At 66.2% G+C, this 16,547-nt stretch carries 19 protein-coding genes and 2 tRNA genes; 10 read left to right on the top strand and 11 right to left on the bottom strand.

Annotation, left to right across the window (positions count from 1 at the left end):
• On the bottom strand, positions 1 to 570 hold a 570-nt coding region (locus VMI09_08370; protein HTQ24698.1), incomplete at its 3' end, for a prolipoprotein diacylglyceryl transferase family protein.
• Positions 571 to 714: 144 nt separating this feature from the next.
• On the opposite strand from VMI09_08370, the gene dtd reads away from it, so the two are divergent.
• Genes dtd through VMI09_08385 form a run of 3 tightly spaced genes read left to right on the top strand, consistent with a single transcriptional unit; the run spans position 715 to position 2,169 of the window.
• Entirely contained in the window at positions 715 to 1,161 is a 447-nt protein-coding gene (dtd, locus tag VMI09_08375; protein ID HTQ24699.1) for a D-aminoacyl-tRNA deacylase, read from the top strand.
• A gap of 1 nt (position 1,162) precedes the next feature.
• On the top strand, positions 1,163 to 1,645 hold the full coding sequence (locus VMI09_08380) for a DUF1285 domain-containing protein (GenBank protein HTQ24700.1): 483 nt from the start codon (positions 1,163 to 1,165) through the stop codon (positions 1,643 to 1,645).
• Positions 1,642 to 2,169, top strand: a complete 528-nt coding sequence (locus VMI09_08385) for a tRNA (cytidine(34)-2'-O)-methyltransferase (protein HTQ24701.1) — start codon at positions 1,642 to 1,644, stop codon at positions 2,167 to 2,169. Before VMI09_08380 ends, VMI09_08385 begins: the two co-directional genes overlap by 4 nt.
• Before the next feature lie 35 nt (positions 2,170 to 2,204).
• On the opposite strand, the gene VMI09_08390 is transcribed toward VMI09_08385, so the two are convergent.
• From VMI09_08390 to VMI09_08405, 4 genes are all read right to left on the bottom strand, one after another.
• Entirely contained in the window at positions 2,205 to 3,503 is a 1,299-nt protein-coding gene (locus tag VMI09_08390) for a hypothetical protein (GenBank protein HTQ24702.1), read from the bottom strand.
• A 132-nt stretch (positions 3,504 to 3,635) separates the two neighbouring features.
• Positions 3,636 to 4,010, bottom strand: coding sequence for a fluoride efflux transporter CrcB (gene crcB / locus VMI09_08395; GenBank protein HTQ24703.1), 375 nt, complete (start codon positions 4,008 to 4,010; stop codon positions 3,636 to 3,638).
• A gap of 31 nt (positions 4,011 to 4,041) precedes the next feature.
• On the bottom strand, positions 4,042 to 5,361 hold the full coding sequence (locus tag VMI09_08400; GenBank protein HTQ24704.1) for a DUF190 domain-containing protein: 1,320 nt from the start codon (positions 5,359 to 5,361) through the stop codon (positions 4,042 to 4,044).
• A 142-nt stretch (positions 5,362 to 5,503) separates the two neighbouring features.
• Positions 5,504 to 5,776, bottom strand: coding sequence for a hypothetical protein (locus VMI09_08405; protein HTQ24705.1), 273 nt, complete (start codon positions 5,774 to 5,776; stop codon positions 5,504 to 5,506).
• Between the two features lie 174 nt (positions 5,777 to 5,950).
• On the opposite strand from VMI09_08405, the gene VMI09_08410 reads away from it, so the two are divergent.
• Positions 5,951 to 6,316, top strand: coding sequence for a hypothetical protein (locus VMI09_08410; GenBank protein ID HTQ24706.1), 366 nt, complete (start codon positions 5,951 to 5,953; stop codon positions 6,314 to 6,316).
• 16 nt (positions 6,317 to 6,332) lie between these two features.
• Here VMI09_08410 and VMI09_08415 read toward each other — a convergent pair whose 3' ends face one another.
• From VMI09_08415 to VMI09_08425, 3 genes are all read right to left on the bottom strand, one after another.
• Positions 6,333 to 7,244 (bottom strand): ABC transporter permease, encoded by a 912-nt coding sequence (locus VMI09_08415; GenBank protein ID HTQ24707.1) that lies wholly within the window; start codon positions 7,242 to 7,244, stop codon positions 6,333 to 6,335.
• Positions 7,237 to 8,334, bottom strand: coding sequence for an ABC transporter permease (locus VMI09_08420; GenBank protein ID HTQ24708.1), 1,098 nt, complete (start codon positions 8,332 to 8,334; stop codon positions 7,237 to 7,239). Before VMI09_08420 ends, VMI09_08415 begins: the two co-directional genes overlap by 8 nt.
• A 130-nt stretch (positions 8,335 to 8,464) precedes the next feature.
• A complete protein-coding gene (locus tag VMI09_08425; protein ID HTQ24709.1) occupies positions 8,465 to 9,592 on the bottom strand; it encodes an SIS domain-containing protein in 1,128 nt (375 codons plus the stop codon).
• Positions 9,593 to 10,407: 815 nt separating this feature from the next.
• On the opposite strand from VMI09_08425, the gene VMI09_08430 reads away from it, so the two are divergent.
• Positions 10,408 to 10,662 carry a hypothetical protein gene (locus VMI09_08430; protein ID HTQ24710.1) on the top strand — a complete coding sequence of 85 codons (255 nt, stop codon included), beginning with the start codon at positions 10,408 to 10,410 and terminating at the stop codon, positions 10,660 to 10,662.
• A 109-nt stretch (positions 10,663 to 10,771) separates the two neighbouring features.
• On the opposite strand, the gene VMI09_08435 is transcribed toward VMI09_08430, so the two are convergent.
• From VMI09_08435 to meaB, 3 genes are all read right to left on the bottom strand, one after another.
• Positions 10,772 to 10,848 (bottom strand) — tRNA-Met (locus tag VMI09_08435).
• Positions 10,849 to 10,916: 68 nt separating this feature from the next.
• The gene (locus VMI09_08440; protein HTQ24711.1) at positions 10,917 to 11,651 is read right to left on the bottom strand and encodes a metallophosphoesterase family protein; all 735 of its coding nucleotides are present in this window, start codon (positions 11,649 to 11,651) and stop codon (positions 10,917 to 10,919) included.
• Positions 11,652 to 11,669: 18 nt separating this feature from the next.
• Positions 11,670 to 12,668 carry a methylmalonyl Co-A mutase-associated GTPase MeaB gene (gene meaB / locus VMI09_08445; GenBank protein ID HTQ24712.1) on the bottom strand — a complete coding sequence of 333 codons (999 nt, stop codon included), beginning with the start codon at positions 12,666 to 12,668 and terminating at the stop codon, positions 11,670 to 11,672.
• 175 nt (positions 12,669 to 12,843) lie between these two features.
• Between meaB and VMI09_08450 the strand changes: the two genes are divergently transcribed.
• The 5 genes from VMI09_08450 (at position 12,844) to VMI09_08470 (ending at position 16,507) form a co-directional block, all read left to right on the top strand.
• Positions 12,844 to 13,257 carry a hypothetical protein gene (locus VMI09_08450; protein ID HTQ24713.1) on the top strand — a complete coding sequence of 138 codons (414 nt, stop codon included), beginning with the start codon at positions 12,844 to 12,846 and terminating at the stop codon, positions 13,255 to 13,257.
• Positions 13,258 to 13,350: 93 nt separating this feature from the next.
• The gene (locus VMI09_08455; protein HTQ24714.1) at positions 13,351 to 14,238 is read left to right on the top strand and encodes a 4-(cytidine 5'-diphospho)-2-C-methyl-D-erythritol kinase; all 888 of its coding nucleotides are present in this window, start codon (positions 13,351 to 13,353) and stop codon (positions 14,236 to 14,238) included.
• A 319-nt stretch (positions 14,239 to 14,557) separates the two neighbouring features.
• Positions 14,558 to 14,633, top strand: a tRNA-Gln gene (locus tag VMI09_08460).
• Positions 14,634 to 14,722: 89 nt separating this feature from the next.
• Complete coding sequence (locus VMI09_08465; GenBank protein ID HTQ24715.1) at positions 14,723 to 15,682, top strand: ribose-phosphate pyrophosphokinase; 960 nt, start codon at positions 14,723 to 14,725, stop codon at positions 15,680 to 15,682.
• 99 nt (positions 15,683 to 15,781) lie between these two features.
• The gene (locus tag VMI09_08470) at positions 15,782 to 16,507 is read left to right on the top strand and encodes a 50S ribosomal protein L25 (GenBank protein HTQ24716.1); all 726 of its coding nucleotides are present in this window, start codon (positions 15,782 to 15,784) and stop codon (positions 16,505 to 16,507) included.
• Positions 16,508 to 16,547 lie beyond the last annotated feature (40 nt).

Genomic DNA, 16,547 nt, shown 5'->3' on the forward strand with positions numbered 1-16,547 from the left:
CGGTCCGAGCTTGAGCACGGTCTGCGGACCCCATCCCACGATCGCATTCTTGTAGGCGACTGCCCACGGCAGACGCGACGGGATGCCCCAGTCGCCGTCGCCCGACAGATGGCATCCGATGCGCCCGAGCGCCTGTCCGATCGCCAGCGCCGGCCCGCACATATCGGCGGTCGCGCCGATCGAAACCTTGTAATGGCGCGCAGCGAGGCAGGCCGCCGTCACGCCGCCGAGGAAGCCGCCGAACCATACAAAGCCCGAGCCCGACCAGACGATCGAGACCGGGTCCGCCATGTAGAGCCGCCAGTTGTCCAGCACGTCGTATAAGCGGGCGCCGACGATCCCGCCGACCGCGCTCCACAGCACGACCGCGGTGGCATAGTCGGGGTCGAGGCCGCGGCGCGGACAATCGGCGGCGATTACCAGGTCGGCGGCGATAAAACCGAGCGCCATCATTAGGCCGTAGCTGTAGATGGTGAGGGTGAAAGGATGACCGAGCAGGTGGATCGGTCCGAGGCGCAACAGAATCGGGATCATCGCATCGGCAACTATAGTACGGAGCAAAGCCCGCAAACCAGCGCGCATCTCCCGCACCGGCCGCGCGCCGCTGCAGATTGGACGACTCCGGCGGCAAGCGGCTTCAAGAAAAATCTCCCCGTGGCTTCGATATCTCCGCGCGCGCGAGCGCGGCGCGGAAATGCTATACGTGACGCCGGCATGCGAGCGGTCGTTCAACGCGTAAGCCGCGCCGAGGTCGGCGTCGGCGGCGAGTGTCTTGGCCGAATAGGTATCGGCTTCGCCGTGCTGCTGGGCGTCGCGCGCGACGACACCGAAGCCGACGCGGAGTTTGTCGCCGACCGTATCCTCGGGCTGCGCGTTTTTGCCGACGCGGCGGGCAAGATGAACCTGGCGCTTGGCGCGATCGGCGGCGAGTTGCTGGTGATCTCGCAATTCACGCTGCTCGCCGATACTGGTGGCGGGCGCCGTCCGTCGTTCATCAAGGCCGCGCCGCCGGAGATCGCCGAGCCGCTCTACGAGCGCTTCATTTCACTCGTGCGCGCCCGCGGTGCTAAAGTTGAAACGGGCAGATTCGGCGCCCACATGGAACTGGCGCTGGTCAATGACGGGCCGGTGACGATCGTCCTGGACAGCCGGATGCGCTGAGATGGCACGGGCAGGGTTTTACGCGGTCGAGTCAGGCAAGATCTCGTTTCGTCGCGATGGCAACTGGTATAGCGACGAGGAACGGATCGACAACCCGCGGATCGCGCTGGTCTTCAGCCGCAGCATCCGCCGCAATCCCGACGGCACCTACTATCTCCAGGTCGCCGAGGAACGCGCGGCGATTAGCGTCGAGGACACGCCCTACGTGGTCAAGTCGATCGAGGGCGACGCGGCGGGCGGCTTTACGATCGTGCTCAACGACGACGAACGCGAGCCGCTTGACCCGGCGACCCTCGAGGTCGGCAACGACAACGTGTTGTACTGTCGCGTCAAGGGCGGCGCGGAGCGCGCCCGTTTCCTGCGCAACGCCTATTACCATCTGAGTCCCGGCTTCGAGGCCGACGAGCGCGGCGGCTTTGCGCTCACGATGCGCGGGCGGCGCTATCCGCTGCGGCAGGCGGGGTCGCCGGGCAAACCAGATTGAGCCCTAAAGATTCCGGGGCGCGCGCACAATCGGCGTTGCCGTTTTTTCACATCGTGCTGGTGCGGCCGGAGATCCCGCAAAACAGCGGATCGATCGCGCGGCTTGCGGCGGCTACGCGCACCAGGCTCCACCTGGTCGGACCGCTCGGCTACTCGCTCGAAGATCGCTATCTCAAGCGCGCCGGGCTCGATTATTGGCCGCTGGTCGATCTGCGAACCTATTCCGGATGGGACGAATTCGCCGCCGCTCACCAGGCGCAGCCATCAGCCGGAACCGAGCCGCGCATGAAGTATTTCTCGGCGCGCGCGAAGCGCTCGTATCTCGAAGCGGATTACGCGCCGGGCGATTTTCTGATCTTCGGTAGCGAGACCAAGGGGCTCGGCGAGGAATTCCTGCGCACGCGGACCGACACCACCTATAGGATTCAGATCTTCGAGCATGGCGTGCGCAGTCTCAACCTCGCCAACGCGGTTTCGATCGTGCTTTACGAGGGGCTGCGCCGGACCGGGCGGCTCAGCGAATAGCTGCGGGGCCGCCGGCCGGAGCGCGGATTCCCGTGTCAACCCAGACGTCGAGCCGCGTCTCGCCGCCCGGTGCCGTTCGTGCCAAGCGCCGCGTAGAGCGACCCCGAGGCGTAAACCGCTTCACCCGAGATGCGGGTGTCGCCGGTATCGATGAGACAATCTGGCGTCGAGCATCCGGGCTGAGTCGCAGGCGGCGGCAGCGAGTAGCTGTTGGCCGTGGACAGCAGGAATTGCGAGACCTCGGGTCCCGGCGAGGTGGTGCTGTATGCCGGGTTCGAGATCGCAAACACGACCAGCCCGTTGCATCCCGTCGCGCACTGCACGTTCGAGGGCCCTCCGGGAGCATTGATATTGTGCGCGGCGACGACGAATTCGGCGCGCGGGTCGTCCGTGCGGTCCATCACGTTTGCCGGCTGAAGCGAGTCCATCACTTCGCCGGTGCCGTTAACCGTGAAAAATTCGGGCGACAGGGCAAAAAAATCGAAGCTCGCGCCGGCGTACATCGGACCCTTGGGCAGCAGCATCATGTAAGCACCGTTGAAAGTGTCCGGCAGCGTGAAGGCGTTGAAAGCGACGTAAATTGTCCGCCGATCCTGCCCCAGCGTGGGAAAGTCGGCGACCTCGGTGCTCGGGATGAGCGGGTTGGGGTTGGCGGTCAGGTTGATTCGGTACACGAACCATCCTGCCGTCGGATCCGAGGTCCGGCTGACCGCCACATCGAGGATCTGCGCTCCCGCCGCGTTGACGTGGGCGGTGGACACGATGTAGCGCTGGTTGGCCCAGTCAAAGATCGCGCGCGGATCGAAGGGCGGCGCCTGGGCCGACGCGCCAACGCCCATGAACGCGCTCAGACTCTTCGGGAATCCGGCCTGCACGTTGCCGCTCTTGTCCAGCACGGTCATGCAGCCGTTGATCACCTGCAGCACGAAGGTCGGGCCCACAGCGAGCGCCATATCGGGCGGAATCTCCCGCCCGCAGCCGATACCGAGGCCGCCGAAGGCCGTAATGGATGTCGGCGCCGGGCCGGCGGACGGCTTCGGCTGTGAGGTCACGGTGAAAGGCACCACTCCAGCACCGCTCCGCGCCGGAGGCTTCACGCTTGCGGCCTGTGTCTTGAGCGCGGCGTATTGCTGAATCGAAACGCCGCGCAGCGGACGCGAGACTGCGGGACTGCGCATCGCTTCCTGTTCCATTAGTTGCGGCAGGTCGCGGAGAATCACCGTGCCTCGCGCCTCCTGGCTGACGGCGATCGCCCGTTTGGCGAGCGGTTGAGCGCGAGCGGCCGTGGGAACAAGGGCGAGGGTCAAAACCAGCGTCAAGACGACGGCGACCACGAATATCACCGCAAAAGAGCGATGGAAGAGTTCATCGATCCTCCAAAATCGGCCTCTAAAAAGATCGATAACATTTAGCTTGTGCAAACGCGTGTTTGGAGCGAGCAAGCGATGAGAAAAGGGACAACGCGGCTAGATAGAGTCTCCCAGCACGAAGCCGGCAAAGACCGCAACCAGGCCCATGACAACGCTGCCGATCACGTTAAGCGCGGCGAGCGCGAACTGTCCGTCCATCATCAGGCGAAGCGACTCGTAGGTGTAGGTCGAAAACGTCGTGTAGGCGCCGACGAAGCCGACCGCGAACAGTAATCGAATCTGCGGATGCAGCCATGAGCGATACTGCGCGAAGGCCATGAAAAACCCCAGGATGAAGCTGCCGCTGATGTTGATCGCGAAGGTGCCCCAGGGGAAGGCGGCGCCCCAGCGCGCCGCGGCCCATCCGCCTAGCCCGTAGCGTGCGATGGCGCCCAGGAACCCGCCAAGCCCAACCCAAAGCAATGCGCCCAAGTCTTCCCTGCTCCCGTCGCGGTTCGATGCTTCAGCCGCCGGGCGTCATTGCGCAAGCCGGCGCGTCGAGCAGCGCACGCAACAGCTCCGACCGTCCGACGATTCCAACCAGCGCGCCCGAGGCATCGACGACCGGCAGCCGCTTGACGTGGCGTTCGGCCGACAGCGCAAGCGCGCTCGCGACCGGCATCTCTTCGTGCAGCGTCACCACCTCGCGCGTCATCAGCTCCGCCGCCGAGCGGCCGCGCAATTTCGCGAGACGTCGGCGAGAGACAGCCGAGATTCGCTCGATTGGCACCCGCGCCATCAGCATCTCGACGAGCCCCGGGCGGCTCTCGCGGCTGACGCGGGAGACAAGGTCGCTGTCGGCGATGATCCCCGCCACGTGCCGCGCTGGGTCGATCACCACCACGCGCTTGTGGGCCGAGGTTACCAGCAATTCAAGGATCTCGCCGAGGCTCGCCGACTCGGGCACGGTTGCGGCCTCGCGATTCATCACGTCGCGCACCAGCGTGCCCGCGCCGGCGGCGACGGGGCGGCGGGCCTCGGGATGCCATTCGGGAAGATGGGCCGCGGCGATCGTGTTGAGCAGGTCCAGCCGTCCGACGATGCCGACCAGGCGTCCCTGGCCGTCGACCACGGGCAGGCGTTTCAGATGATGCTGGACCATCGCGCGGGCCGCGGCCCCGATCGAGGAGTCAGGCGCGATCGTTACAACCTCGCGCGTCATCACCTCGGCGACGCGGCGGCCGCGATTCTCGATTTCGCTGTGCAGTTGACGCACGAACTCGGCGTCGGAGGCGCGCTTGAGGCTGAGTCCCACGGACATCCCGCCGCGCGTAAGCAAGTCGCTATCGCTCACCATCCCGACTACCCGCCGCGCTTCGTCCACGACCGGGACCGCGGTGAAGTCCTTGTCGATCAGCAGTTCGACGACCGCCGTGAGCGGGCTGTCCGGTTCCACCGTCACCACCTCGCTCCGCATCACCTCGGCGACCTTGATATCGGGCAGGCCCTCACGCACGGCGAATCCGGAATGGACCACTTCGACGTCGTGCGCAGTGATGAGCGAGTTCGGCGCCAGCTCGACCAGCGGCGCGAGGATACGCTCGATCCGCTCGGGGCGGTCGATCACGGTGATTACGATCGGCATGTCCATCGAGAGGCGCAGGATAGCGGAGGTGTGTATGACGCTCGACATCCCGAATCCGGCGATTCCGCGGGTCACCGTCGCACCGCCGAGCCCCTCGCGCCGAAGCATCTCGACGATCGCCATGTAGAGCGATTGATGATGATGGAGATCGCTCTCGCCGATATAGATCGTCAGTTGTCGGCCTTTGCCGGTGAACATTTTAGCGAAACCCTGGCGCCGCTATTTCAAGTTGCGGCCGGCGAAACGCCGGCGCCGCAGGAAAATCTCGCGCTCAAAGCGTATTGTGACTGCCGCGTCCTGCGTCGCGACGTGCGCGGACTCCAAGCCGAATCCGAGCCGCCTAATGGCCACGCGTCGCGCACGTACCGCATCCGCTGCCACATCCTCCACCCGCACCTTGCTTGGCGGGCGGCGGGCCGAAGTAGTAACCCTCGCGCTCCAGCTCCCCCGCCTTGACCCAGCGCACCGGCTCTTCGATTTCCGCGTCGCAATGCACGCAGCATCTGCGCTCGCGCCCCGCATCGTCAAGCGTGACATGCAGCAGCACGACGCGTTTGCAGGCCCCGCAGGTCGCGATCGGAAAGGCCGAAGCGGCGAGCGACAAATCCTTCATCGTGAGGACAAATCCTTCATCGCAAATACGAGTCGTTCACCGCAAAGTCCCTACTCGTCAGACCGACGGCGTGTATGACGACCGGCTGTGCGGTAGTCTAGCGTCCCGCGGGCGCCAGATCATCCTCGGCAAGGCGGGAGCGGAGCAAGACGGAACCGGCGCTTCGGGACGCATATGGACTGGAAGGACCCGTGGTTATGGATTGCGGTAGCGCTCGGAGTGGCCGGCGGGGTTGCGATGTTCGTTCCGCTCGCGCGGGTGCTCAGATGGCGCGCGCGAATGCTCGAGCGGATGCAGGGCGCGCCGAACCGGACCGGGCTCTCGATCCGGATGGAAGCGGGGACGCTCGGATGGACGGTCGCGGGGGCAATCTGTTTTCTGTTCCTGCCCACGATGCTGCTGCCGCGTCCGAACGGAATCTTCTATATCGGCGGTTTCATAATCGGGATGACCTATCGGCGGCCGCGCTTCAACCGTGAGATGGAAGCGAGCGGCGTCGCGCCGCATGCCACGCGCCGCAGCCCGGAGAGCAAGGCATGAGCGCGCGATAGGACCGTTACGCGCGCGTATAGGGCTCGCCCAGCGCGCTCGGCGCGTCGGCCTGCCCGCCAAATCCCGCCAGCACGATCAGCGTGAGCGCATACGGCAGCGCGAGAAACGCCTGGTACGGCACGACCGTGCCGAGCGCCTGCAGGCCGAACTGCAGAGCCATCGCCGCGCCAAACAGAATCGACGCCGCGGCGCATCCCCACGCCTTCCAGCGTCCCAGGATCACTACCGCCAGCGCGACGAAGCCGCGGCCGGCCGACATCCCCTCGATAAAGGTTCCCGCGTAACCGAGCGTCAGAAACGCGCCGCCAATTCCCGTAAGCGCCCCCGCAGCCGCCAGCGCCTCCCATCGCAGGCGATAAACGCCAAGGCCCAGCGCGTCCGCGGCCTCGGGCCGCTCGCCCGCCGCGCGCAGCCGCAATCCGTAGCGCGTGCGCGAAATTAGTATCGAGACGAGCGGTAGAATCGCGAACGCGACGTACACCAGGACGTTTTGATCGAAGAGCGCGCGGCCAAGCAGCGGAATTCGCGCAAGCGGCCCAAGCGCGATCGCGCCGAACTGCCGCACCACGACCGCGCTCCCCGTGACGCCGAACATCCCGCGGTAGAAGACCCCGGTCAGCCCCAGCGCGAGGATGTTGAGCGCGGTGCCGGCCACGACCTGGTTCACGCCGAGATTGACGACCAGCAGGGCGAGCAGCGCGTTGAGCGCGACGGCGGCGGCGACTCCCGCAAGCAACCCGATCATCAGGCTGCCGCTCGAGTACGCCGCGGCGAGCGCGAAGAACGCGCCGGCAAGCATCGAGCCCTCGATCCCGACGTTGATCACGCCGCTTTGCTCGACCAGCAGCTCGCCGAGCGCCGCGTAAAGAATCGGCGTCGCCATCGCCACCGTCGAGGCCAGGAACGCCTCAAGCATCGCCGCCTCCCCCGGCGGCCGCGACGGCTCCGGGAGCGGCCGCGCACGCCGCATCGCCGTCTCCCGGGGGCCACAGCGCGCCGTTAAGCGTGCTCCAGGTTCGCGTATCGAAGGCGAGCAGGATCAGAATCGTCACGCCCTGGATCACCTGCACCAGCTCGGGCGAGACGCCCTGGCTGCGCTGCATCGCCTGCGAGCCGTTGTCGAGCGCACCGAACAGCAGGGACGTCAGCATCACGCCAAGCGGATTCAGCCGCGCGACCAGCGCCACGGCGATCGCCTCGTAGCCCCATCCGGGCGAGAAACTTTCGTACAGGCGATGGGTGATGGCGGAGACCTGGACGGCGCCGCCGAGGCCCGCCAGCGCTCCGCTGAGCGCCATCGCTGCGATCCCGAGGCGCGCGACCGGAATCCCGAAGAACGCCGCGACGCGCCGATTGCGGCCCATCGCACGCAACTCGAAGCCGCTGCGGCTATGAAAGAGCCAGAGCCACGAGACGAGCGCGAGCGCGACCGCGAGAATCATCCCGGCATTGAGCCGGCTCGGCGGCGCGAACGTCCAGAGTTCGGCCGCGTGCGCGATCGGCGCGCTCTTGGGATACGACCGCGAAGGCTCCATCAGCGGACCATGCACGGCGTAGCTCAGAAGCTGCACCGCGACGAAATTGAGCATGATCGTGCTGATGACTTCGCTTACGTCGCGCCGCTCGCGGAGCCATCCGCAGACGGCGCTCCAGAGCGCGCCGCCCAACGCGCCGCCCACCAGCACCAATCCCACGGCCAGCGGCCGCGGCCATCCGTCGAGCGCAATCCCGAGCGCGGCCGCAACGAACGCGCCCACCAGCAACTGGCCCTCGGCGCCGATGTTCCAGAGCGCCCCGCGAAAGGCGATCGAAACCGCAAGCCCGGTGAAGACGAGCGGCGTCGCCTTGACGAGCGTGTCGGTCGCGGCGAGCCAGTTGCCGAATGCACCCTCCCAGAGCGCGGCGAAGACCAGCAGCGGAGAGGCGCCGAGCGCGAGCAGGACGAGGGCGATAAGCGCCGCCGTAAGCGCGAGCGACGCGAAGGGCCTGGCAAGCCGGGCAAGCATCACCGCGCGACGTTAGCCGGATCGTGCGGTTTCACCAACCCTGGCGCCGGGCGGATCGCTGGATCTTCCGCCAGATGCCGTTCGCCAACTCTTTAGCCGTCTCCGCGATCGCCGCGCTACATCTCGACGGCTACATCTCGAAGTGACCGGCCGCCCTGACGTAGCGCGCGTCGTCGCGATGCGCCAGGTCGGGATTGCATCCGCGCTTCACCGCCATCCAGTAGGTGAAAAGCTGCAGCGAGAGCAGCAGCGCGAACGGGCTGAGCGCCTCATCCTCGCCCTCGACCTGGATTCCGGCGTTCACCGCCTCGGCCAGCGCCGAGCCCGCGCGGGTATAGATGCCCAGGCGCTCCGCGCCGATCTCGCCGAGAGCGTTGGCCACCTGCTCGGCGCGCGCGCCGGACGCGCCGCCGCCGCTCGCGACAACGACCAGGGTGTCGCGGTCGGCCGAGCTTATCGGACCGTGCAGAAATTCCTCGACCTGCATCCCCTCGGCATAGAGGAAGCTGGTCTCCTTGAGCTTGAGCGCGGTCTCGCGCGCGGTCGGATAGTTCGGCCCGCCGCCGAGCAGCATGATCCGGCGGTAGTTGCGCAACTGCTCGGCCGCATTGCGCTCGCGCGAATCGTCGCCAAGGCCCCGGCGCATCAGCTCCGGAATCGCCGCGAACTCGCCGCGCAGCCGCTGCGTTTCAAGCTCGCCGCCGCCGGCTTGCGCGCGCAGCTCGAGCGCCAACTCGAACAGCAGCGCCATCGCGGTGGTCAGGCTCTTGGTATGCGCCGCCGACTGCTCCTGCTCGGTCGTGAGCAGCAGATGGTCGGCCTGGCGCGCCCCCTCGTCGGGGCCCTGGCCGCAGATCGCGGCGGTCAAGACGCCGGCGGCCTTGGCCTCGGCCACCGCGCGCGCCGAGTACTGTTTCCATCCGCGATGCGACAACACGAGCAGCGCGCCGCCCGCCGCGGGCTTGAGCCCGTAATTCACGACGTCGAAAGAGCTGACCGCCCTGACCGAGCGCATCTGTCCGATCGTGCGCAGCCAGTATTCGCCATAGATCGCCCCGTTGAGCGACGTCCCCATTCCGGCCAGCGTCAGCGATGGCGTCTGCCTGAGCGCGCGTGCGAGCGCCGCGACGCCCTCGCGGTTACGCGCCACGACTTCGGCGATCGCCGCCGGCTGCGCGGCTATGGCGTCGAACATGTGGTACGGATGGGCGGGGCGCGCCTTGGATGGATCGATTATCGATTGTGACTTTGATGGCACTTGCGGATACCTTCGATGTGGGTGGCGACAGCAGGAGTCGAGCCTACACCGGCAGAAAGACCCTGCAAAATCAAGCGGACAACTCCGCCGAACGGCCGAAAATGAACCTTTAGGAGCCGCGAAACGCTGCGGTCTCGGCGCTCTCGATTTCCGGCCAGTCTTCTCTGGCGCTGGAGCGGCTGCTTACGTGTCGAAGTATCTAACCAAATCACTTGGGCATTCGGATGGAAGCGCGCGCCGATGCTCTGAGTGTCTCGATTCCCGAAATCAAGGAGGGCGGCTGGGCGGGGTTGGCGCGTAAATGGAGCCGCGCGGCGAAGCGCTTGGGCCAGCGCAGATTCATGGTTCAGTATAGCGAAAGCTATAGCGATGTAGCGGCTCGCGCGCCGGAACGGGTGTCTGAATACTTAAAAGCGCGTCCCGCTCTCGAACCCGCGTGGAGCGGGCGCGCCCGATTTTGAGATGCGCGTCTGCGCTTTGCGACGAAGTGCCGCGCGGGGAGCGCGGCGCGAGGCTTCGAGGAGCCAGCGCGGACGCGCGACCAGTCTCGTCCCCTAGACTTGTTTGACGCGTCAATATCCATGTTCAGCATGGAGTAGACGATTGACGCAGCACGAATTGCTGGCTTTTGTGGTCTCTCTAACCGAAGCCGGACTCGAAGCAGTGCGCCTGATGGACGAGCGCGGCTGCGCGGGTAATATCCACGTCAAACGGCGCGAGCGCTGCCATGCGAGATTCCGATTTCATCGAAAGCGTGCGGCCCGAGGTTCCGGGATGCGTCTTCGCTGCGCTCTAGGAGTAGAGAAGGAGAGAAGATGAAACGACTCACGCATATTTGCACAGCGGTGCTCGCGAGCTGGTTTCTGATAAGGGCACCAATGCATCAAGGCGGAGTGTGGTCGCACTTTGGAATGCGCTTTGCCGACACCAACGCGCCGTTGAGCAAATGGAGCATCGTCGGCAAGTTTGACGCAGCGCAACAGTGCGAAGCGGCACTTGCCAAGCGGGCCGCGAGCCAGCGAGAGGGTTTGCGCTGCATCGGCAGCGACGACCCCCGCTTAGCAAAATGAGCGAGAGATTTCTAAGCGGGAGACGATTCCGAATGAAACCTACATCTGAACACGTAGTCGAGTCGCGTGGCATCGCCGAAAAAAGCCCAGATAAATCGCGGAGATTGATTGGTGGCGACGGTAGGAGTCGAACCTACGACACTGCGGATATGAGCCGCATGCTCTAACCAACTGAGCTACGTCGCCACCGAGCGCACAAGATTAGCCGGAGCGGCGCGGGCTGGAAAGGCCCGCGGTCGCCCGCGAGACGCGCCTCAAGCGAGCGCGATCGCGCTGCTCTTCGCCTGACGGCTGTGCCGTTTGACCTGGTAAACGACGCCCTCGGTAAGCTCGATACAGGTCAGCTTGCCGCCGTAAACCAGTCCCGTGTCGATGCCGAGTTTGTACGGCAGATCGACCATCACGGCGCGCATCGGGGTGTGTCCGAAGACCACGGTCGCGCCGAGCTTGTGCGGGCTGAAGATGAATTCCTGGCGAATCCAGAGCATGTCCTCGACCCGCTGCTCCTCGATCTCGAGCGCCGGCACCACGCCGGCGTGGACGAAGAGGTAGGGCGGACGCAGGTAGCTGGTGGAGAGGCGCTTGACGAACTCGAGATGCGGGTCGGGGATCAGGCCGCGCGCCTCGGGCAGGTTGCGCTCGTTGACGCCGTAACTCTCGAGCGTGGCGGCGCCGCCGTTGAACAGGAACGACTCGGCGTAGTTCCCGGGCAGGCCGAGATACGCGCTCATCATGTCCTCGTGGTTGCCCTTGAGGAAGACGAACTCGGCGCCGCCCGCGCGCTCGCGATCGAGCAGCAGTTCGATCACGTCATGCGCCGAGGGTCCGCGGTCGACGTAGTCGCCGACGAAGACCACGGTGTCGCCTTGCACGGGCTTGATCGCGTTCAGGATCACGCTGAGCTCATCGGGGCATCCGTGAATATCGCCGATGGCAAAGAGGCGGCCGCGCGCCGCGGCCTTTCCCGATTTGTCGCTTCGCGTCGCCATACTAGATGCCGCCCGCGGCTAATCGCGCCGCGACGCAGCCGCCGAGCCCTCCGCGAGCAATTCGCCCAGCGCCGCGCGATCCTCGATCACGCGGCGCGCCGCGGTGTACGGATTGAGGCTCCCGGCGCGGACTTCGCCCACCACACCGTTGACGCCGCCGCTTCGCACCGCGCGTTCGGCGCGCTCTTCCATCTCGGCCGTCAGCACCTCGACGAACTCGCGAATCCGCCGCTCGCGCTCGCGTTCGGGGCTGCGATGGGCTTTGACATATTCGGCATGGCGCTCGATCGCCGCCACCAGCGCGTCGATCCCGTGGTCGGCCGCCGCCTGGGTCAACACCACCGGCGGCAGCCATCCGGCGTCCTGGCGGCTCAGATGCACGCTCAGTTCGAGCTCGGCCTTGATGCGGTCGGCGCCTTCGCGGTCGGCCTTGTTGACCACGAAAAGGTCGGCGATTTCATTGAGCCCGGCCTTCATCACCTGCACGCTGTCGCCGCCTTCGGGCACGGTCACCACCACCGTGGTGTCCGCGAGATCCATCACGGCAAGCTCGGTCTGGCCGACGCCGACGGTCTCGATGATGATGATGTCGAAACCGAAGGCGTCGAACAGCTTTACGACCTCGCGCGCGGCGCGGCTCAATCCGCCGTGGCTGCCGCGGCTCGAAAGGCTACGGATGTAAACGCCGGGGTCGCGGTAATGGTCGGTCATGCGCACGCGGTCGCCCAGCACCGCGCCGCCGGAGAAGGGGCTCGACGGATCGATCGCGAGCACGCCGACTTCCTTGTGCCGGGCGCGATACCTCGCTATGAGCCGGTTGACCAGCGTCGATTTGCCCGCGCCGGGCGCGCCGGTCACCCCCACAATGTAGGCGTTGCCGGCGCGCGGATAGATCCGCTCCATCACGGTGCTGACCACGGCCGCGCGGTTTTCGACCAGCGTGATCAGCCGGGCCAGCGCCAGGCGATCGTGCGCCGCAAAGCGCTCGAGCAGTGAGTTCAGACGCGTGTTGTCCAACGGTTCTTCCGGATTCGTCAGCCGATGCTGCCTCGCCGTTTGATGATAACTGCTCGGACCTTACGCGCGCAATTCAAAGGCGAGAGGCGACTGCGCGCCGTCCGTCCCTGTGCATGATTGCGCTTCGCGCGGTTGTTTTGCCGCCAGCGGTGGCATATTGTTCGGTTACGTACCGATGAAACTGCCGGATGTTTACGGCGACTGGCGAGTCGTGGGCGGGCTCGCGCTAATCATGCTCGGGGCCGTCAACTGGGAAATCGGCCGCGCCCGCACCCAGGAATACAGCCGCATCGTCGCGGGCCACGAGGAGGTCGCCGTCGACGAGGCCTATCGCAGCTTCGACGAACTCGACCCGCATACCGACAGCGCCGTGCTGGCGCCGTTCACCGACGCGCAGCGCCAAGTCTCGTATGCGACGGCGCGGATGGATTTCTACCACGCTACCTTTTTGACCGGGCAGGCGCTGGTGCTGGCCGGTGTGGTGCTGACGCTGCTCGGGTTTATCACGATAATCCAGCGCGACAACCGCCATGTCCATCGCCGGATCCGCACCACGCTCGGCGCCAACGCGCCGCCGCACGCGAACTAGCGGCGTCCGGAGAAGCCCGCGCATCCGGGCGGCGCGTCCGCTCCGCGGCGCGCGGCAAAAACACGCTGAACGAACAGCTGCAAAAGTACATCGATGGTCAAGCTGCTCGCCGGGCGCGCGCCGGCCAAGATAAATCTCTTTCTGCGCGTGGTCGGCCGCCGCGCCGACGGCTATCACGAACTCGACTCGATCTTTATCCCGGTCTCGCTCGGCGACGACGTTCGGGCCGAGGTTCGCGGGAGAGCTCAAAGCGGCGCGAAGACGGCTATCGCGCTCGCCTGCGACCGCGGCGAGATTCCGCTGGGCGACAAGAACCTCGCCTGGCGCGCCGCCGCCGCGTTCCTCGCCGAATTTGACCCCGAGATCGATCGGCCGCATCAGGTCGCGATCGATCTGCGCAAGAAGATTCCGGCGGGTGCGGGGCTGGGCGGCGGATCGAGCGACGCCGGCGCCGTGCTGCGCATGATGGCCGCGCTATGCCGCGTCGAAGGTCGGGCGCGCCTCGCCGCGGTCGCTTTGAGCCTCGGCGCGGACGTGCCATTTTTCCTCGATCCGCGGGCCGCGCACGTCGGCGGCGTGGGCGAGCGTATCGTCCCGCTTGAAGCCGGGCCTCCACCCCTGCAGATGGTAATCGCGGTGCCGCCGATCGAAGTCTCGACCGCCGAAATCTACCGCGCGCTCGAGCCCGCGCAATGGAGCGGACCGGCGCCGGCGGCGCATCTGCGCGCGATAGCCGAAGGCGCGATCACCCAGCCAATGCTGCAGAACGACCTGGCGGCGGTGGCGATGGCGCGGCATCCGGAAATCGCCCACCTGCGCTCTGCTCTAATCGCCAAGGGAGCCTCCGCGGCGTCGATGTCGGGGAGCGGCGGCGCGGTCTTCGGGATCTTTGTCGATGCCGAGGCGGCCGCAAACGCCGCCGTCGAGCTGCGCCGGACGCGTCCACAGGCTCAATTTTACGCCGTAAATTCGCTTTGTTAGCCTTGCCGGAGCGCCCGCCTTTCCTCGCCTCCGGTTGGCGTGCGTGCTCGACCGAAGGCACTTGTGGAACTTCGTCGAAGCCGCGATTGACACTCAAAAACACCATCCGTTAACATCGCCGTCACAAAGCCGCAGCGATCGCGCTGCGGCCGTTAGTTTGGGCCGATCCGTTGGCAACAGTTTCGCGTCACACTTTCATCGGATGACCGCCGCAGTCCGCTGGCCGCGCGGCGCGGCGGTCCGCGCTCTCAAGCATGGGCATGTGTGCTATGCTCGATGGCCCTTCGGCATCAACGGAAGAAGCGGACGCGGACCGTGTTGGGCGGTCGCCAAGCTGGTAAGGCACCAGGCTTTGGACCTGGCATTCGAAGGTTCGAATCCTTCCCGCCCAGCCATCGATTTTTTGAGTCCGGGCAGGCCGGGCAGGAACGCGGAGAGAAAATGCGCGAAGAATTACGACTTTGGCTTGGCCGGAGGGGCCTAGATGCCTGAGCGGGCGAAAGACGAACTGGAGATTTTCACCGGCAACTCCAACCCGGCGCTGGCGCGCGAGGTCTGCGAGCATCTGGCCGTGCGGCTGGGCGAGGCGGAGGTCGGCCACTTCCCCGACGGCGAGGTGATGGTCGAAGTGCGTGAGAACGTGCGCGGCGGCGATTGCTTCGTGCTCCAGTCGATCTGCACTCCGCCCAACGAAAACCTGATGGAGCTGCTGCTCCTGATGGACGCGCTCCGGCGCGCCTCGGCCAAGCGCATCACCGCCGTCATCCCCTACTTCGGCTACGCGCGCCAGGACCGCAAGGTCGCGCCGCGCGTGCCGATCAGCGCCAAGCTGGTCGCCGACTTGATCACCACCGCAGGCGCGCAGCGCGTGCTCACGGTCGACCTCCATGCCGGCCAGATCCAGGGCTTTTTCAATATTCCGGTGGACAACCTCTACGCGATGCCGGTCCTGATCCAGTACCTGCGCAAGCGCCTGGAGGGCCGCCGCGTTTCGGTCGTCTCGCCCGACGCCGGCGGCGTGGAACGGGCGCGCGCCTTCGCGCGCCGGCTGAACGCCAGCCTCGCGATTATCGACAAACGCCGCCCGCGCGCGAGCGAAGTCGCCGAAATGCAGCTGGTCGGCGAAGTGCGCGATTCCTCGGCGCTGCTGGTCGACGACATGATCGATACCGCCGGCACGGTTACCGAGGCGGCGAAGGTGGTGATGAACGCCGGCGCGACCGAGGTGCTGGCCTGCGCGACCCATCCGATCCTCTCGGACCCGGCCTGCGAGCGGCTGAACAAATCGCGCATCAAGGAGTTGATCACGACCAATACGATCCCGCTGCGGGCCAAGGCGCAAGCGGAACTCGGCTCGCTCAAGGTGTTGTCGGTCGCAAGCCTTATAGCGGAAGCTATCCGGCGCATACATAATGAAGAGTCGGTGAGCTCGCTTTTTACCTGAGGGGAACGGGCCCCCGCGGCTCACGCGCTTTACTCCGAACGGATTTGCTCCGATCGAACGCCAATTTTTTCAAGTCCAATTATTTCAAGTGAGGACGTGATGGAGACTGTCGAACTGGCCGCCGAAAAGAGAGAGATGCGGCCCAAGAACCTCCGCAACAAACTGCGCCGCGAAGGCCACATTCCGGCCGTGCTCTACGGACCCAAGACCACGCCGACCCCGATCGCGATAAGCGGCGTCGAACTGCGCTCCCGCGTCTCCGCCAGCGCCCGCCAGCGCCTGATCAAGCTCAGGTCGAGCTCCCCCGAGCTCAACGACCGCCACGTTATCGTCAAGGAGATCCAGCGCGCTCCCGTGAGCGGAAACTTTCTCCATGCCGACCTGTACGAAGTCGATCTTGCGCAGCCGCTGCGCGTGTCTGTGCCGCTGCGCTTCGTCGGGAGGGCCCACGGCGTCGGCGAGGGCGGCATCCTGGGACCGCTCGTGCGCGAGGTCGAGGTTGAGTGCCTGCCGCTCGAGATACCCGAGGTCGTCGAGGTCGACGTGACCGCGCTCGACATCCATGACGTGATTCACATTTCCGCTATAAGCTTCGCCGCAAACGTTAAGCCGATCTTCGATGCCGACTATCCGGTGGTGACGGTGCTGCCGCCGACCGTCGCCGAAGCGCCGGTCGCCGCTGCTGCGGCCGAAGGCGCGCCAGCCGAGGGCGCCCCGGCTGCCGAAGGCGCGGCAGCCGCAACGGCGGCCGCGCCGGAAGGGGGCGCCAAGGGCGCCGCGAAGGAAGCCACCCCCGCCGAAAAGGGGGGCGGCAAGAAGGGCTGACGCCGCCCGCCGACGGGCCATGGAAGCGCGGGGGGGGGGG

It is taken from the genome of Candidatus Binataceae bacterium (assembly GCA_035500095.1).
GTDB lineage: Bacteria > Desulfobacterota > Binatia > Binatales > Binataceae > JAKAVN01.

Bases quoted from the DNA above. Each gene is read 5' to 3' on its own strand.
- VMI09_08380 (HTQ24700.1), top strand. From the start codon at position 1,163: ATGGCACGGGCAGGGTTTTACGCGGTCGAGTCAGGCAAGATCTCGTTT.
- VMI09_08450 (HTQ24713.1), top strand. From the start codon at position 12,844: ATGAAACTGCCGGATGTTTACGGCGACTGGCGAGTCGTGGGCGGGCTC.
- dtd (HTQ24699.1), top strand. From the start codon at position 715: ATGCGAGCGGTCGTTCAACGCGTAAGCCGCGCCGAGGTCGGCGTCGGC.
- VMI09_08455 (HTQ24714.1), top strand. From the start codon at position 13,351: ATGGTCAAGCTGCTCGCCGGGCGCGCGCCGGCCAAGATAAATCTCTTT.
- VMI09_08440 (HTQ24711.1), bottom strand. From the start codon at position 11,651: ATGGCGACGCGAAGCGACAAATCGGGAAAGGCCGCGGCGCGCGGCCGC.
- VMI09_08400 (HTQ24704.1), bottom strand. From the start codon at position 5,361: ATGTTCACCGGCAAAGGCCGACAACTGACGATCTATATCGGCGAGAGC.
- VMI09_08415 (HTQ24707.1), bottom strand. From the start codon at position 7,244: ATGCTTGAGGCGTTCCTGGCCTCGACGGTGGCGATGGCGACGCCGATT.
- VMI09_08405 (HTQ24705.1), bottom strand. From the start codon at position 5,776: ATGAAGGATTTGTCGCTCGCCGCTTCGGCCTTTCCGATCGCGACCTGC.
- VMI09_08410 (HTQ24706.1), top strand. From the start codon at position 5,951: ATGGACTGGAAGGACCCGTGGTTATGGATTGCGGTAGCGCTCGGAGTG.
- VMI09_08470 (HTQ24716.1), top strand. From the start codon at position 15,782: ATGGAGACTGTCGAACTGGCCGCCGAAAAGAGAGAGATGCGGCCCAAG.
- VMI09_08430 (HTQ24710.1), top strand. From the start codon at position 10,408: ATGAAACGACTCACGCATATTTGCACAGCGGTGCTCGCGAGCTGGTTT.
- VMI09_08465 (HTQ24715.1), top strand. From the start codon at position 14,723: ATGCCTGAGCGGGCGAAAGACGAACTGGAGATTTTCACCGGCAACTCC.
- VMI09_08420 (HTQ24708.1), bottom strand. From the start codon at position 8,334: ATGCTTGCCCGGCTTGCCAGGCCCTTCGCGTCGCTCGCGCTTACGGCG.